Raw genomic sequence first — 17,002 nt, forward strand, 5'->3', positions numbered from 1 at the left:
CGGCCTTGAGGGGCTGGTCACCGAACCGAAAGGTGCCCCGATGGCTCCCACTCTTTCCGCCGCCCGCGCCGCAGTCCAGGCCGTGCAGGTCTTGAAGACTCTGCGCCACGGCGCCACCCCCGCCGCTGAACAACGCGCCCACCTGGAGCAGTTCCCCGGCTGGGGCGCAGCAGCCCCGCTGTTCGATCCCCAGCCCGCCAACTCGTGGGCGGCGTTGGCCGACGAACTCGACGATGCGGATCCGGCGGCGATGAAAGCTGCCGCACGTGTGGTGGACACGTCGTTCTACACCCCACCGGCGCTGATCGGCCACATCTACGCGCTGCTGCAGCACGCAGGCTTCCGAGGCGGAGACGTCCTGGACCTCGGGTGCGGCAACGGCCGCTTCCTGAGCCACGCCCCTACTGCACTGCCCATCCCCTACACCGGCGTCGAGGTGGATCCGGTCGCCGCTCGCATCGCAGCCGTGTTGCACCCTGAGGCGACGATCCTCAACCAGCGGCTACAGCAGGTGTCTCTGTCCGCCAACCGCTTTGACGCCGCAGTGGGCAATGTCCCGTTCTCGGCGGCCAACGTCTCCGATTCGGCGATCGCGTTCTACGGTCCCCTGCACGAGTACTTCCTGGTGCGCGCCGTGCGCGCAGTACGACCGGGCGGTTACGTGGTCATGGTGACCTCGCGGCACACCTTGGATGCGGCCAGCGGTCTGTCCTACTCGGTGCGCTCGCACGCCGATCTGCTGGCGGCTATCCGCTTGCCCGCCGGCTATTTCGCCGCCGAGGGCACCGATGTGGTCGCCGACGTCCTGGTGCTGCGGGTCCGCGGCGCCGACGAGCCGCGGCAGGGTTGGGACACCCGAACGCCCCACCTTCACCTGAGCAGCCCCGACCGGCATGGCCGCACGGACTCCGCTCGAGTAGGCGGGTTCTGGTCAGACCATCCTGAACTCGTCGCCGGCACGATGCGACTGACCGGGTTTCATCAGAACCCGGTCACCGTCGACGCCGACGACCCGCACACCGCAGTCGCCGCCGCCTTCGCCGCTGCGCGCCGCCTCCTGCTGCCCTATCCGACCAGCGCCGCGGCCGGCCACCACTTCACCGACGTCACGCTCACCGACGCCGACGGACGCAAGGAAGGCTCGTTTCATCTCGTCGACGGCACGATGGCTCGCGTCGTGGACGGCCAGCTGCAGCCCGTCACGCGGCCGAGCAAGGAACTGCACGCGCTGGTCGCGCTGCGCGACGCCACGGTCGACCTTGTTACCGCAGAAGCCAACTGGGACACGCCCGACTCGGCGCTGGACCCGCTGCGCGCCCTCTGCCGTGAGTCCTACCTGTCCTACGTCGAGCGCTTCGGCGCGCTCAACCGCGGCACGCTGGTCGAGGGCAAGACCGACCCCGACACCGGCCTGCCCAAGCTGAGCTGGCGCGTGCCGCCCATGTCGGGGTTCCGGGGCGACCCGGACTCCGCTTTGGTGTTCGCGCTGGAGCGATTCGATCAGGAGACCGGGGACGCCGCGCCGGCAGCCATCCTGCAGCGGCGAGTCAACCGGCGCCCCATTCCGGCGACTAAGGCCGACAGCGCCGGGGAGGCCATGGCCGTCTCCCTCGGTGAGGGCCGCGGCTTGGACCTGACCCGGATTGCCGACCTCCTGGGGCTGCCCACGGCCGAGGCCGCGTTCGCCGCCCTCGGCGACCTGGCCTACCGCGATCCGGCCACTGGCCGGGTGCACACCGCCCGCGACTACCTGTGCGGCGACGTCCGGACCAAGTTGCAAGACGCCCTTGCGGCCGCAGCAACCGACGCGTCCTACGAACGCAATGTGTCGGCGCTGCAACAGGTTCAGCCGCGCTGGCTGGGCCGCGATGAGGTGCGCATCGAGCTGGGCTCCCCGTGGGTGGCCGCAGGTGACATCGAGGACTTCTGCCGCGAGGTGTTCGGCGCATCCTGGGTCAGGGTCCACCACATCGCTCCGCTGGCAGCCTGGGAGGTCGAGGGCAACGCCCACAACATCTCCCCCGACGCCAAGATCACCTACACCACGACCCGCAAGTCTGCCTTCGACCTACTGCAGGCAGGCTTGAACAGCACCTCCCCCACTGTCTATGACGAGGTGTACGACCCTGCGGCCCGCACGACCCGTCGGGTGCGCAACGCCGACGAGACCGAGGCCGCCCAGGCGGCACTGACGGCCATCGGGCAGCGTTTCTCACTGTGGGTGTGGGAGTCGCCGCAACGGGAACAGCGCCTTCTCGATCGCTACAACCAGGCGATGAACTCCCATGTACTGCGCCGCGATGACGGCTCGTACCTGACCTTCCCCGCCCTGGCCGATGATCTGCAGTTGTGGTCCTGGCAGCGCGATTTCGTCGACCGCGCCCTGTCCATCCCCGCCGCGTTCGCTGCCCATTCCGTGGGTTTGGGCAAGACACGTACCGCGATCGCGTTGTGCATGACGTTGCGGCAGTTCGGGATTGCCAACCGTCCGCTCTACATCGTGCCCAACCACCTCATCGAACAAGCCCAGAGAGAGGCCCTGCAGACCGCCCCGGCGGGCAAGATTCTGGTGGTCACTCGCGAGGACCTGACCCGATACGGCCGGCGGTTGTTCGCCGCCCGCTGCGCCACCGGCGACTGGGACATGGTGATCATGACCCACGAGACGTTCGCGTCCATGCCGGTCCCGGCCGAGGTGGAACGTGAATGGCTCGACGACCAGCTCGCCGAGCTGGAGGACTACAAGCGCAGCCAGGGCAACAACGGTAAGCGCATCGCCGCGGCCGTGCGCTCGCTGGAGGGCCGCATCGAGCGACTGCGCGATGTCGCCACTGACGACGACGCGATCACCTTCGACATGCTCGGCATCGACTACCTGGCTGTCGACGAGGCAGACCGGTTTCGCCGGCTCCCGATCACCACGCGCGCGGAAGGGTTCAGCATGGGCGCCTCCAAACGCGCCACCGACCTGCTTCTGAAGCTGTCGATGCTGCGCCGCGCCAATCCTTCTCGCCCGCATGCGAGCCTGTTCACCGGCACCCCCTACACCAACACGCTCGCCGAAGCGTATGTGTGGCAACGGTTCTGTGACCCTGACCGCCTTACAGACTCGGGACTGGGCCACTTCGACGCCTGGGCGGCGCAGTTCGTCCGCTACGAAACCCTCGTGGAGGTCAGCCCGGACGGCTCAGGCTTCCGCAGCCGCCGCCGCCCGGTCGTGATCCAGAACGTGCCAGAACTCCGCACCCAAATCGGAGCGTTCATGTCGATGGTGCGCAGCTCGATGACCGACCTCAAGCTGCCGACACCGCACCAGCACACCATCGTCGTGCAGCCCACGGACAACACTCGCGCCTTCATGACCACCCTGGTCAAGCGTGCCGACGATCTGCGGGCCCGCCGCGTCCAGCCGGATGCGGACAACATGCTGGCGATCTGCGGGGACGGCCGCAAGGTGGCGCTGGATCCCAACCTGGTCGGGTTCGCCGAGGCGGCCCCGAAACTAGAGGCCGTCGCCGAGAACGTCGCGGCGATCTATCACCGCACCCGAGATGCGGTGTACCCGAATTCATCTGAGCCGGGCGCGTTTCAGCTCGTCCTATGCGACCTGGGCACACCGCATCCTGGCGATGCGCAGAGCTACGGCAGGATCCGCGACGGCCTGATTGCCCGAGGTGTCCCGGCCGACCGGATCCGGTTCATCCATGAGGCGACCAGCTCGAAAGCGCGCGAAGCGCTGTTCGCCGCATGCCGCGACGGCCGTGTCTCAGTGCTGTTCGGATCGACGCCGAAAGTCGGTGTGGGCACAAACATTCAGAACCGCATGGTCGCCCTTCACCACGTGGACCCCACGTGGACAGCTCGGGACTGGGATCAGCGCAACGGCCGCGGTGTGCGCACCGGCAACCTGCACGGCGACATCGACATCTACTGCTACGCGGTGCAGGGCTCTTTCGACGCCTACATGTTCCAGCTCGCCGAGCGTAAGAGCCGCGGCTTCGAACAGCTCTACCGCGCCGATAGCGAGGTGCGCGAGATCGAGGACCTGGGCGGGGACGGCACCTTGAGCTTCGGGGAGCTGAAAGCCGCGGCCGCCGGCAACTCGCTGCTGCTGCGCCAGCACGAGCTGCAGGTCACCGTCCGCAAGCTGCGCCTCACGCACATGACCGCACGACAGAACGTCAACGCCGCACTGCACGCCGCCACCGAAGCCGAGCGCCGCGCGGACGCTCTGCAGTCGCGTGCAGAACGCCTCGACGAGCTGATCGAGTACCGCCCGCAGCTGGCCACCCTGGACCTGTCGCGCTGCGCCGAGGCCGCGGTGAGCGGCAACGGTCACCGCGCCCGCTGGTACAGCGGCCCGCTGCTGGTGGAGATCGTCTCCGAGCACGGCGACCAGCACCTGCAGGTGAGCTTCGGCTACCGGACGCTGTGGACGCTGATGCTGCCCGCCAAGGTGCGCCGCCGCGGAGCCGATGCCGTCGCCGCGTGGTCTCACCAGGTGATCACCGGGTGGCTCGACGGCGCGGCCGACGAGGCCGCCACCACCGCGGCCCGGGCGCAGGATGCACGCGATCGTGCCGCGCAGTCCCGCGCGGCGGCCGCCGGCACAGACTTGTCTGCCCCGGCCGAACTGGTCGCCGCCGAGGTCGAGCTGGCCGAGGTCAGCACCACCATCAAGGCCGAGATCCTCGACGCCGAGACCGGCCCGCGCGGCGAACAGGCCGCCTGACCCCGTGGTGTGGGGCTGCGACCGCGCAGCCCCACACCACCCTCGCCACAGCTATGGACCTGCACCGATGCCACGTCCCCGAGCCTGAGCGCGCTCAATACCGGTTACGCTCCCTGCTGTGAGGCGGCCGGTGTGGGCGCATGGAGACACGCCATGGTGAAGCGCAAGAGTCTTCCGTGGGCGCCGAACTGCGTGCCCGATATGCGCCGCCAGTGGTGCAACGCCCTGGACACCCTCGTCGAACGCCAGTCCGCAGCGCTGGCCGAGCCTTCCGACGCCTCCGGCGAGGGCGCCCGGCGGCTGCAGCGGCTGCAGGCCAAGCTGGCCGAGTCGCTGAGCCAGATGAGCACAGAGGCCGACGCGATCCGCGGCGCGGAGCTGTACTGGGTTTCCCGCGACATGGTGGACGTCGCGCTCGACGCCGCCGACTCCCTTCCCGAGTGGACGCCCGCGATCGCCGCCCCCGCTCCCACAGGAGTGCTGTGCTGGGCCAAGCCGGCCGGCAGCGTCCCGTGGAATGCGCTGAGCTCAACGGACCCCACCGAGGTTCCCTGGGACGGCCTGTGGTGGTGGTCTCGACCTGACGGAGTACTTCAGCTCCAGCCGCTGTCGCGCCTGGCCAAGAACCCCGCGCTGATCGCCCCCTACGAGGTGTCCTCGCCACTGTGGGCGACCAACCCAACCCTGATGGTGCAGCCGTTGGCCCCGCGTACCGCGGAGGTCGCGGGCGCCGCTGACGCGTCCCCGTTGGTCAGCGTCATCGGCGCGGCCTGGCTGCTGATGGGTCAGCCCACCGTCACTGCCACCCGTGTCTTCGACGACCCGCCGCGGAACCGCTCTGAAGAGCCGGTCGCGGACTCGCCGAGCCCGGACCGGGTGAGCATCATCGAGTTGCGCCGGCCGATGAGCCCGCCGCGCGAACCCGACGGATCATCGCCTGACCGCAAATACCGGCACCGGTGGTGGGTGGGTGGCCACTGGCGCCAGCAGGCCTGCGGGCCCAATCACGCCGACCGCCGGCCGAAGTGGATCGCCCCGTACGTCAAGGGCCCAGACGATGCTCCACTGAAGACCGACCGCGTTCACGTGTGGCGCCGCTAGAGCAGCATTCAAGAGTCGCGTCGCAGAGGGCTCGCCTTCTTAGTCACCCCTTTGAGCGCCAGGACGTGACGCCGCAAGGGGCGCGAGGACGCGTTCTGTCGAACCTGGTCCACCAACAATCCCCCTGTGATACCGACGGCTGAGGGCCAGCCGATCGGTATGTGCGCAGCAGCGCTGAGAAGGCTGGTCACGCCGAAGCCCAAGGCGGGGCCGGGGAGCCTGTCCGACCAGGAAAATCTCAGGCCGCGGGCCGCCTCGCCGACAATCTCGTTTGCCGACCCGAGATCGTTCGCGTCCAGCAATTCCAATGCCTCACGCAGGGTCCTTCTCCAAGAGGCGAATTCGTCGCGCTCGCGCACAGCGCGCATTTGTCCGATCGACAACGTGTACAAGTTCGGTAGCTCAAGATTCGCCAGTTGTCGAAGTCGGACGGCGTTGTGATCGCCCCGCGTCAGCGATCCAGTAATGAGTTCCAGCTCGCGCCCGTACGGGGCGTAGCCATCGACCCACTGTTCCGCTTGCAGGACGCGGAGGATCAACTCAGCGCGCAGTTCATGCCGAGGCAGGTTCTCAGTGCGCCGCTTCGAATCTCCGGCCAGTGCCTCACGCACCTCGCCTAATGAAGCTAACGGCGGCCTGTCGATTACCTCCACGAGCCCAGCGCGGATGAAGGGCGCCATGTGGCCGAGAAACAACATGAGCCTCGCGAAGGCGATCAGCAGGAGTTGGCGTTCGCGGTTGCTCACCTTCTCTAGAGCGATACCCTCACGAAGCGAATAAAGCAGTGCGAGCGTGTCGTTCTGCTGACCTAACCCATTAGGTAGCCGCTTCTCGATGTAGTGGTCAATGAAGTCTTGCACTGGGTCGATCACGACAACTGAATGCGCGTACAGCAGCAGCGCTTTCAACTCACCGAGCGCCTCTCGGTCGTCCCATATTAGTGGGCGCCCGAGAGACTTACTCATGGCAAACTGCGGCACCAGTTCTTCAGCTGTGTTGTGTTCGCTGCCCTCGATTTCGATTACTCGTTGAGCGCCCAGTCCCAAATAGAGCGGTCGTAGAGCCGACCGCCCCTCCAGATCCATAGCCGGTTCCCACCGGTAACTGCCAGACTGTTTGGCTTCACGCCACTGATGAAAGAACTCGTCAACGCACCACCACTTGGGAGGTTGAGTCGACCCCTCTGGCTGAAAGTCACGGAGCAGGCGATTACCTACTTCCAGTGCATCCCCGTCATAAAAGTTCTCGACGAACGACAGGGCATCCATAGAGGAATGCTGGCGTCAGCGAGCGAGGACGTCAAGTCACGCGCTTGACGGCTAACACCGCAGGCCGTATCGCGCACCGCCTGGCGATGCCGCACAACCTACGGCCTGCGTCCGGGCCATGCTCACGTGGCCTGATGCCCAATTGACATTGCGAGATCGACTACTGCTAACGCCGCGGCAGCCAGATCACGCAGTTCCTTCACGGTGTAGCTGTTGCCGCGCTCGTCTGTGATGGGCGTGCGCACCGGGGGGTCCGCCACCTTTCCGTTGACGAGGAACTCTCCGTGTTGCCCGTGGTAGAACACCACCTGATCGTCGCGGTGGTGATCCGCGGGCAGGCCCGGGTCAGGCAGTTTGATCGTGAGCTTTTTGGCCACGGTGTCCCTTCGTCCGCACGATAGCGATCGTCTAACTGAAGCGCTTGCTCGCGTTGTGCCGCTTGCTAATCGACGGCCTTGATGTACACGTCTAGGGCGGTTTGGATGGTGTCGTCCGCGCGGTAGTCGCGGCGTGCGTCGTCGAGGAATTGTCGTCGCTCCTCGGGACGGAACTGGCGGCCGGCGCCGCGCGGGTAGCGCTGTCCGGGTTCTCCTGGCGGGGCCCACCGCAGCGGCGGATGGGTGGCGATGAAGTGGGAGATCACCGCGAGTTGGCGTAGCGGCTCCTGGAGGGGTCCGTTCAGGTCGGGCCCGTAGATCTCGGTGGCGGTGGGCAGGCCGGCGCCGAAGGCCATGGCGGCGAGGTTTCGGCGGCCAGGTCTGCGGGATGCGGTGATGGCGTCCCAGACGGGCTGGGCGATCATCGTCAGGACTACCGGGTCGCCGTCGAGCACGGTGCAGGGCGGGTAGGTGCCGCCGTAGAGGTCCGAGCAGGTGGTGGTCCGCTCGCAGAGATAGAGCAGTGATTCGATGGCGATGTCGGGATCGAACCAGTGCGGATCGCCGGCATGTGTGTAGTCGTGAGCGTGAAACCGGCCGTCTCGAAACACGTTGGACGCGAACGCTGTTAACGCTTCAGTGTGGTGGTTGGCGGTGATCGCGTCGAGGCATCCGTACCCATCGTAGAAGCCGTAGGTGCCGAGCGAGATGGGATGGTATTGGCCGTCAGCGGTGCGACGCAGCAGTACCGCGGTTGCGTCGATGTTGGTCAAGCTCACACCGGTGATCAGGCAGGCGGTGTCATAGACGCCCATGACGCCTTCCCCTCCCCTTCGGTTTGCTGTAGGCTACGCGTATATCGCGGCTTTGATCTTGTTTTGGTCACCAATTTGCCGCTCTTGTAGGCGGTTCAGCGCTGTAGTCGCCCCTGGCCATGTTGGCGAATTTCGACATGTGGAGTTGGCTGGCGACGGTGATTGATCGGCAGGGTCCTGCGCGGTGCTTGCCGATGATGATCTCTGCTTCCCCGGCCTGCGGGTGGTCACGTTCGAAGGCGTCCGGGCGGTGCAGCAGCATTACCACGTCGCTATCCTGTTCGATGCTGCCCGACTCGCGAAGATCAGAAACCATGGGCCGCTTGTCTGTTCGCTGTTCCGGCCCGCGGTTGAGCTGGCTGATGGCCACGACGGGCACGTCGAGTTCCTTGGCCAGCAGTTTGAGCGTGCGGGAGAATTCCGAGACCTCCTGCTGACGGCTCTCCACCTTCTTGCCGGAGGTCATCAGCTGCATGTAGTCGACAACGATCAGTTTCAGATCGGCCTTTTGCGCCAGGCGGCGGGCCTTGGCTCGGATCTCCATCATGGTCAGGTTGGGTGAGTCGTCGATGTAGAGGGGGGCCTCGCTGATGTCGCTCATCTTCTTGGCCAGCCGCGTCCAGTCGTCGTCACTCATCTTTCCGGAGCGCATGCTGGCGAGTTTGATCTTGGCTTCGGCGGACAGCAGCCGCATCACGATCTCGGACTTGCTCATCTCCAGCGAGAAGATGACGCTGGCCATCCGGTGCTGGATCGAGCAGGACCGCATGAAATCCAGTGCCAGCGTTGAGTTGTGGGTCGGCACCATGCCGTTGCCGGCCAGATACAGGTGGTCGGCGTTGTCGACCTGCACACACCGTACGGCCACACTGGCGCGGGCGCGGACGGCCGTGACGGTGCGGTCGCCGGCCACGACGTGGATCGGTGCGCCGGGCCACTCCGGGGCCACGACGTAGCCCAGGGCGTTGAGCAGGTCCACGGCCAGGGTGCGGTTCTCGGGCAGACGCCAGGCCGCCTCGATGGTGAAGCTGTCACCGGGACCGCCGGTGACGTGGCTGGCCTGCAGCAGCCCGCGCAGCATGGCGCGGCGTTGGCGTAGCGACCCCCGCAGATAGCGGGACACCACCGTGTCGTAGCCGTTGAGTACGACGCTTCGGTCTCCGGCCAGCCAGCAGCCGACGGTGTACGGGTCGTCGGCCTGGGTGGCGATCTCAGGCAGCTCGACAGGCGCGGCGGTGGGCAGCGCATCACCGACACACAGTTGCGCGGTGATCAGGGTCCCGCGCCGGGTGGTCCACTGGTGCTGTTCATCGGCCGTGATGACCGTGCCGTCGGAGAACTCGACGTCGTAGCAGGGCCGGTTGTAGAGCACCTCGGTTGCGGCGACCACCCGGGTGGGATAGCCGTCGGCACCGAGCAGCTGGTCTCCGACCTTGACCTCACCCATCGTGGTCCAGCCGGTCGGAGTCGGCAGAGACGTGTTGAGCGCCAGCGCCTTTCCGACACCGGGTCGCGCCGCGACGGTGATCATTTGGCCGGGATGCAGCCCGTTGGTCAGCTCGTCGAGTTCGAAGAACCCGGTGGGCACACCACGGGCGAGGCCACCATTGCTGCTCAGCTCGTCGAGTTCATCCATCGTCGGTTGCAGCAGATCGGCCAACGCCACGTAGTCCTCGCGGCGGTCGCGGTTGTTGACGTCATAGATCTCGGCCTGGGCGCGATCGACGACCTCGGCGACCTCGGCACCCTCGGCGCCGGCATAGCCGTACTGAACAACGCGGGTGCCGGCTTCGACGAGGCGGCGCAGCGTCGCCTTCTCGGCCACGATGCGCCCGTAGTAGCTGGCGTTGGCCGCGGTGGGGACCACCGACAGCAGGGTGTGAATGTAGGGCGCTCCCCCGACGCGGCGCAGGGTGCCGCGTCGATCGAGTTCGGCGGCGACGGTTACTGCGTCGGCCGGTTCCCCGCGGCCATAGAGGTCGAGGATGACGTCAAAGATGCTCTGGTGGCGCGGTTTATAGAAATCACCGGGCTGCAGAACTTCGAGCACATCGGCGATCGCGTCCTTGCTGAGCAGCATGGCACCCAGCACGGATTGCTCTGCGCTCTCGTCGTGTGGGGGCAGCCTGCCGTAGTCGCTGTCGGCGGTGCGTTCGCTGACCTGAGCGGGTCGGTGATCGAGGGCGGTCATGCGCTCCTCCTTGGCGGTCGTGGCGGCTCGTCCGTCGCCCGGTGGTCTGCGCGCACCTGCCGGCGCAGGGCCAGGACTCGCTCGACGTCGCGATCGCGTTCGGCGATCTGCTCGCGGGTCATGGCGGGCACGGAGGTGGGACGCAGGCGAGGGCCGAACGCGGTGCGGCAGTCCTGGCAGGGCTGACCCCAGCACTCGACGTAGTTGCCGCAGCTGGGGAGCACGCACAGGGGGCTGTCCGGGTGCGCAGTGCTGGCGGTCGTGCCCATCGCATGTCTCCTTCCTGTGCCGTCATCCGGTGAGTACCGGCCGACCGGGCCGTTTCCGTCGCCGCCGCTCCACGCAACGCTGTGAGCTGGTACGACGGCAGGTCCCTCTAGTTACGCAGCGGCTGCGGCGGCGGCCGGCCGCGCAGTGGCCGCGGCCGGGCGTAGGACACCGCGGAAGCTCGACGGCATGACCAGACGGGCGCCGGCGGGCCGGTGCAGGTTGTAGCGCTCATGCAGGGTCAGGGCAACGAACTTGGGCAGCGCGCCGCCTCCGTGCTTGCCATTGGACTTCTTGGCGCGCGCCAAGGCGCCGATGCGCTCGGGGGCGAGGTCGATCAGCGCGTCCACGAGGATGTCGCACTCGAACTGTTCGTCGTCGCCGAAAGCGTCGAGCAGCACGGCCATTCCGCCGACCATCGGGGCGTCGTAGGCGCTCTGCTGTGGGCCCCAGGTGTCGTGCAGCAGTCTGAGGCTGTCGCGCAGCAGGGCGTGTCCGCCGCGACTGCGAGCGACCTTCTCCAGCATGGCGGTGCACCTGATGTGTCCGTCCTTGGGTGCGTCGTCGACGCGCAGGCCCACCCGGGCCACGGTGGCCTCGATCGCGGCGACGTCAGGATCGTGCTGGGCGCGGCGGGCTTTCCACCGGTTCCAGGTGCTCAGCCGCCGGCGGTGGATGTCGATGCCGAGGAACAGTTCGGCCTCTTCGGCGACGGACAGGCCGCTGTGGACGCGGGCGGCGATGGAGGCGCGCGGATCTCGGGATGTCACTGTGGCCCAGCGGTGTTGGCCTTCGATGACCGCGTAGCGGGGGTGGTGTTCGGGTCCTCGGTCGGACACCTCGATGACACCGAGCAGCCTGGGGTCGAATGTTTCGGTCATGGTGCGCACGCGCTGGGGATCCAGCGGCCGCTGGTAGGTGTGGTCGACGAACAGGTCGGTGACGGGGACGGCCAGGACGTAGGGAGCGGCCGGGTGCGGTGCGGTCATTCGGAATGCCTTCTTCAGGGTTACTGGGCAGGGGTGGCGATGGCCCAGGCGACGTGGCGGCGCCCGGGCCGGCGCAGGCGACGGACCTCGCCGCGGTGTTCGAGGACGAGGAGGTTGCGGTAGACGGTCTCGTTGACCAGTCCCGGCGCCCAGCGCAGCAGCAGTTGGCGTATCTCAGCGGTGGTCAGGTCTCCACCGGTCTCGGGTAGGACGTCCAGCAGGTGCTTGCGCACCAGCTCGGGATCCAGGCGGTGGCTACTCATCGTGACGCCGGGTGCTCGTCGGCGCGGTGGTTGAAGATTTCGACCTGGACCGCGGGGGGATGTGTGATGGCCGCGCACGCCGGGCACAGTGGTGCGCCGTCCTCGAGTAGTGCCGTCGGCGTCGCCTGGATGAGGCGCACCCCGCATCGGGACCGCGGCGGCCGACCGAAGGCGACGTCGAGCAGGTGCTGCAGCCGCCCGACGCAGTGGATGACCGACGTGCCCTCGTAGCGCTGGCAGCGACACTGCGGCCCGCTGGGTGCATCCCAGTGCCGCAGCGAGCCGTGCAGGTAGTCCGGCACCCAGGACGCGGGAACCGCCACAGCAGCGGGCGTGGTCATCGTCGACCGGTCCCTGCTTGTCCTGCCGCCCAGAGCGCCCGGTAGTCCAGGTGCGCGAGCACACGCACCTCGCGGGCCGGGACCTGCGGCAGCATCCGGGCCAGGGCGGCCGCTGCGGTGCCGTCGTACTCCATGGAGGCCGGGAAGATTGCTTGCACATCGCCGGGGATGTTGGCGATGAATCCCCCACCGGCGATGTCCTCACCGAGGTGCTGGATCTCCCAGCCGTACTTGCCGACCAGGCGAGCGAGCAACCACGCGGCGGTGCGCGCCCGCGTCATGGGCTGTTGGCCCGCCGGCAGGGTGGGCAGCACGTCGCCGCGACGCCAGTTGCGGTGGTGGCGATGCGGAGAGCCCACCTGGGACTGCACCAGCCAGCACAGTTGGGTGAGCCACTCGTCACCGGTCTCGGCGTCGTTTTGGCCCAGGCTCGCCACGGATCGGGCCAGTTCGAGCAGTCGGCGCGCTGAAGTGTTTCCCGGAACTTGCTGGCGCGCTGCACGATTGCCGCGTAGATCCCAGCTCACGGTGACCGTACGCCGTGTGGGGGTGTGGGCGGTGACGAAGGCGGTGGCGGTGTGTGCGTCGAATTCGAGGCGCTTGGCATGCCAGCCGTAGGCGGCGAGATCGACTGCGGTCCAGTAGGCGTCGACCACCTCGGCCGGCGGCTGGTCCTTGCCGAACCCGGGGATCTGCTGACGGCCGGCGGCGCGCTGCGCGGGCCGGGTCATCCTGCCAACCTCGCGCCCTGGTCGTAGCCGTTGGTGGCGGCGATCGCTGCGACGTGTTCCGGTTCGTCGTTCTGTGCGGGCCTGATGTCGATACCGCGCTTGAGGCGACGTCGCTCGCGTTCGGACAGTCCGCCCCAGATGCCGAAGCGCTCGTCGTTGTCGAGTGCCCATTGCAGGCACTGCTGTTTGACCGGGCAGCCGAGGCAGATCTTCTTGGCTTCCTTGGTCGATCCGCCCTTCTCGGGGAAGAACGCGTCGGGGTCGGTCTGCGGGCACAGGGCCCGCTCGTACCAGTCCTCGTCGGTGGGTGATTGCGGCTGGGCTTCCAGCATGGTGATCAGCTCGATCACGGCGGCTTCAGACATGGCGTCTACCTCCCGAGGTCAGTCGCTTTCGCGGTCCCGATTGCGCAAATCCAACCAGTTACGATTTGCGTATCTCTTGGCCCAGATTAGTTCCTGACTACGACAAACAGGCTTCCCGCTACAGGAAACATTGTCTGTGATGGTGACTTTGAGGAGCGACTGCGCAGTGTCCGCAGGATGTCGTCGACGGGACGCGGCGTGGCCTGCGGCGATGACATGTCCCTGCGGCGCTCGCCCTCAACGACGACCGGCGGCCTCAGTGAGGCCGCCGGTAGGGGGCTCTGCCATTTGCGCTGGCAGGGGCGCTGATGCGGTTCGGGCGGTTACGAGCGGGACGGAAACCCGACTGCGGCACCGACTTCTCCGTAGACCTCCGAGATCACCAGCAGGTCGGTGTTCAGCTCGTCCAGTGATGCGGCGGCCAGCTCGTTCTCGGCGGCGGCGGTGAAGAAGTCATTGCCGGCGGACTCAATGCCGGCCGCATTGGCCTGCCGGGCGCGCAGCTGCAGGCTCTCCAGCGTGGCCACACATCGGTGCAGTACCAGCAGACGGCCCAGGAGGGCCTCGGTCAGGTGCCGGCGTTCAGACCGAAGCATGGCGTTGGCGTAACCGCTGGGTTCCGTCAGTTGCTTGAGCTTGACGCTGTTGGCCTCGTGCTCATCGAGACTGAAGGCGGCGCGGGCGATCTGGAAGATCTCCTCGTCGGCGTCGAATCGAGTTCGCACGACGTCGAGCCCCGGCAGTTTCCATGCCGGACTCTGATCTAACTCGGTGACGATCGCGATCCCTTCGAGCAGGAAGGCGCCGCCGGCGGAGATGGCGCCTGCTCCAGCCAGCGGGTTCCAGTCCAGGGCCCGTTGGGACGCGTTGACCTCGGCGGCCTGGGCCGCGCTGAGGTTGAGGGGGTCACGGTGGACCCACCACAGCAGGATTCCGTGCAGCAGCGCCACGACGGCGCATCCGGCCGCACTCCAGCCGGCGAGGGCTCCGATGCCGGCGCGGTCGTCGGCGGCGCCCGCGCACAGGATCGCGACGAGGGCGAGGAGGACCGCGGCGGCGGCCCAGGTGACCGTAGTGCGCCGGGTGACCCATCGTGGGAGCCGCTGCTGGCGCGGTCCGGCCTGGCCGTAGAGCGCGGCGGGCGACATGCCGGCGGCCGCGCGCTGGGCGATCAGCTCCCCGGTGCGACCGCTGAGATCGGCTTGGCGCAAGGGGGCGAGGTGCCGGCCGCGCCAGAGCCAGCCCGGGCCGGCGGTGATGCTGCGGCGGTCTTGCGCTTGCCAGAACGCGAGCCTCATTCGAATGTGGGCCCTCAGCGCGTCGTGTTCGCTGTCCACGTCAGGCCCCTCTCCCGTTCCGGGGAGTGAAAGTCCCTCGGAGAAAGCAACTCCGGCATGGGGCACGTTGCCGCACCGCTACCGGGAAACCTCTTGCCAAAGACCCCTGTAAAGCACCATGCCGGAGTTGCGAGCCTCAGTCTATGGCCACGATCGGCCCGGATCGCCTGCCGCGAAGGGGTTGCTTTTCACAACATCGCGCGTGCCAAACAGACGGCTGCGTCAGTGCCTATTCGGGCAGGAACTCATCGGGCATGAAGTAGGACGGGGGCACGCCGAACAGGCGCGCCAGCTCGTAGACGACATCGAGACGCGGCGGTGCCTCGCCATGGAAGTAGCGGTAGATCTGCGTCTGCGAGACCGGCAGGTCCGGTGCCTGCTCCTTGAGCATCCGTTGGATCCGCAGCGGCGTGAGCTTGCGTACTCGGTCGGTGTCGAGCATGCGCACGTTCATGCTTCCAGCTAATTCCTGGAACTTCTTGGCGAAGTACTCCGTTGCGACATGCGGAGGATCGATAGCGGCTTTGCCGCGTTGTTCGGCGCGCACCAGTTCGTGCGCCACGCTGTCCGGCTTATCCTCGTCGACGTCCTCGGCCTCGACGTCGGCGATGTTGTCCATATGGTTGGTCATCGGTCACCCAATCCTGCGTTGATGCCACTCGGCCGATCCCCCAACTTCTTTACCAGCACTAATCTCTAGCCTATCCAGTGGAGGCCGAATCGCCACCAGTGGGCTGCTGATCGGTCATATTTGGGACAGCAGTCACAGGCGGCGGCAGCGCCCGGGCGACACCGGGGATCTGCACACCCCGGCGTTCGAGGAACTCCTGGATGGCCAGCGACGCAGCGTCCCCTTTGGGCAACTCGTACTCGTCGATAAATGCAGCAAACGCGTTGTGCACATTGGTATTGATGTGCACGTTGATTCCGGTGCGCTTGACCTTGCGGCTGCGCAGCTGCTCCAGGGCGGGATCGTGGGCCACGAAGTCGGCCACCTGGTTGCCCGCCGCGGCGGGCGGGGCCGCTGGCGCCGCGGCGGCCGCAGCGCTGGAGGGAACGCCTCGCATCCGCGCCGCATCCTGAGATACCGCCCGACCGCGAGCGGCCGGCAGTGGCATGTCTTTAGCCATGGGAGATCAGTCCTTCCTCCGCGATACGCACCGCGACGCGCTGATAGTCCTCAGCAGCAGTGCACGTCGGGTCATACACCGAGATGGGTTGGCAGTGCGCCTTGGCCTCCGTCACGCGGATCGTGCGGGAGATGTAACCCAGATACTCCTTGGACCAGGCTTCTTCGACAGCTCGGCGGATGGACTTGGTAGCCCGCGATCCACCCAGGTAGTTGGTGAGCAGCACGTGGGTGATCTTGATGCCCGGGTTGTTGAGATCCACGTTCTCCACCGCTGCGTCCAGTGAGGCCAGCGCGCCCACCTCGTCGGGCCCGGTCCCCACGGCCGCCAGCACCCATGTCGCCGCCGAAAGCGCTGCTGAGGCAAGCTCATTGAGCGTGGGGCGGCAGTCGATGACGATGAAGTCGTACGCGGGCAACGTCTCCACCTCGCGGCGCAGTCGCATCTGCCCACCGGGCCCGAGGCCCTTGTCGAGTTCGTCGAGCGCTTCACGCGACGGCGCGACGTCGACTCCAAAGTCGGTGCCCTGGATGACGTCGTTGAGCGGCATACGGCGGTGCTTCTCGGGGTGCAGCACGTTGAACATCGTGGGCGTCGGGTCACCGTCGGGCGGCACCTCCAAGCCCAGTCCGGAGGTGGCGTTGCCCTGCGGATCCATGTCGATGAGCAGCACGCGGATCGGGCGCGTCTGCTGCTCGGCCTCGTCGAACACCTGCAGGCGAGTCAGTTCGTAGCTCAGGTTCACCGCGGTGGTGGTCTTACCCACCCCGCCCTTCCGCATGGCGACCGCAATGACCACGGGCGGGGAATTCAGGGCCCGGACCAGCTTCGGAGTCTTTGGCATGCGCAAATCATAACCTTCCAGGGCTGGGGGAATGCCTCTGCTGCGGTAAAAAACTGCCAGCCACCAGGGGCCATACTGTCTCCGCAGGTCAAAGCATAATTCACAAAGGTTGTGCGCGACACGCGGGCTTGCTTTCACGAACCACTGAGAGCAGATTCACGGAGTTCTCACGGCCAGAATGGCGACGTCACCGCTGGTCACCGGCCCGAGGACGCGGCACCCGCAGTTCATCTCACCGCCCCCCGCCGGTT

At 67.1% G+C, this 17,002-nt stretch carries 14 protein-coding genes and 1 pseudogene; 2 read left to right on the forward strand and 13 right to left on the reverse strand.

The features are described from left to right. Positions 1-40: 40 nt before the first annotated feature. Positions 41-4,732 (forward strand): DUF8437 domain-containing protein, encoded by a 4,692-nt coding sequence (locus RMCN_RS16910; RefSeq protein ID WP_067391417.1) that lies wholly within the window; start codon positions 41-43, stop codon positions 4,730-4,732. Positions 4,733-4,885: 153 nt separating this feature from the next. After that, positions 4,886-5,833: a hypothetical protein gene (locus tag RMCN_RS16915; protein WP_067391421.1), complete on the forward strand. Its 948-nt coding sequence runs from the start codon at positions 4,886-4,888 to the stop codon at positions 5,831-5,833. 8 nt (positions 5,834-5,841) lie between these two features. Here the strand turns inward: RMCN_RS16915 and RMCN_RS16920 are convergent, their stop codons facing one another. The 13 genes and pseudogenes from RMCN_RS16920 to RMCN_RS16985 all read right to left on the reverse strand — a co-directional run bounded on the left by RMCN_RS16920 (position 5,842) and on the right by RMCN_RS16985 (position 16,751). Further along, entirely contained in the window at positions 5,842-7,101 is a 1,260-nt protein-coding gene (locus RMCN_RS16920) for a hypothetical protein (RefSeq protein ID WP_067391424.1), read from the reverse strand. 122 nt (positions 7,102-7,223) lie between these two features. Beyond that, complete coding sequence (locus RMCN_RS16925; protein WP_067391427.1) at positions 7,224-7,478, reverse strand: hypothetical protein; 255 nt, start codon at positions 7,476-7,478, stop codon at positions 7,224-7,226. Between the two features lie 65 nt (positions 7,479-7,543). Then, positions 7,544-8,293 carry a hypothetical protein gene (locus RMCN_RS16930; RefSeq protein WP_067391430.1) on the reverse strand — a complete coding sequence of 250 codons (750 nt, stop codon included), beginning with the start codon at positions 8,291-8,293 and terminating at the stop codon, positions 7,544-7,546. 67 nt (positions 8,294-8,360) lie between these two features. Further along, entirely contained in the window at positions 8,361-10,484 is a 2,124-nt protein-coding gene (gene dnaB, locus RMCN_RS16935) for a replicative DNA helicase (protein ID WP_067391432.1), read from the reverse strand. 380 nt (positions 10,485-10,864) lie between these two features. Then, a complete protein-coding gene (locus RMCN_RS16945) occupies positions 10,865-11,740 on the reverse strand; it encodes a DUF6551 family protein (protein WP_067391437.1) in 876 nt (291 codons plus the stop codon). Positions 11,741-11,760: 20 nt separating this feature from the next. Continuing rightward, positions 11,761-12,003 (reverse strand): hypothetical protein, encoded by a 243-nt coding sequence (locus RMCN_RS16950; RefSeq protein ID WP_067391440.1) that lies wholly within the window; start codon positions 12,001-12,003, stop codon positions 11,761-11,763. After that, positions 12,000-12,344, reverse strand: a complete 345-nt coding sequence (locus RMCN_RS16955) for a hypothetical protein (RefSeq protein ID WP_067391443.1) — start codon at positions 12,342-12,344, stop codon at positions 12,000-12,002. The genes RMCN_RS16950 and RMCN_RS16955 overlap by 4 nt, the downstream gene beginning before the upstream one ends. After that, positions 12,341-13,075 carry a hypothetical protein gene (locus RMCN_RS16960; RefSeq protein ID WP_067391446.1) on the reverse strand — a complete coding sequence of 245 codons (735 nt, stop codon included), beginning with the start codon at positions 13,073-13,075 and terminating at the stop codon, positions 12,341-12,343. The genes RMCN_RS16955 and RMCN_RS16960 overlap by 4 nt, the downstream gene beginning before the upstream one ends. A gap of 89 nt (positions 13,076-13,164) precedes the next feature. Beyond that, positions 13,165-13,440, reverse strand: a pseudogene (locus RMCN_RS16965) (WhiB family transcriptional regulator); the annotation flags it as partial. A gap of 323 nt (positions 13,441-13,763) precedes the next feature. Further along, complete coding sequence (locus tag RMCN_RS16970; protein WP_131808563.1) at positions 13,764-14,777, reverse strand: hypothetical protein; 1,014 nt, start codon at positions 14,775-14,777, stop codon at positions 13,764-13,766. Between the two features lie 229 nt (positions 14,778-15,006). After that, complete coding sequence (locus RMCN_RS31540) at positions 15,007-15,408, reverse strand: helix-turn-helix domain-containing protein (RefSeq protein WP_084377475.1); 402 nt, start codon at positions 15,406-15,408, stop codon at positions 15,007-15,009. 70 nt (positions 15,409-15,478) lie between these two features. Then, positions 15,479-15,907 (reverse strand): hypothetical protein, encoded by a 429-nt coding sequence (locus RMCN_RS16980; RefSeq protein ID WP_131808564.1) that lies wholly within the window; start codon positions 15,905-15,907, stop codon positions 15,479-15,481. Next, positions 15,900-16,751 carry a ParA family protein gene (locus RMCN_RS16985; protein WP_067391456.1) on the reverse strand — a complete coding sequence of 284 codons (852 nt, stop codon included), beginning with the start codon at positions 16,749-16,751 and terminating at the stop codon, positions 15,900-15,902. The genes RMCN_RS16980 and RMCN_RS16985 overlap by 8 nt, the downstream gene beginning before the upstream one ends. Between the last annotated feature and the right edge of the window lie 251 nt (positions 16,752-17,002).

This window comes from Mycolicibacterium novocastrense (assembly GCF_001570485.1).
Taxonomy (GTDB): domain Bacteria; phylum Actinomycetota; class Actinomycetes; order Mycobacteriales; family Mycobacteriaceae; genus Mycobacterium; species Mycobacterium novocastrense.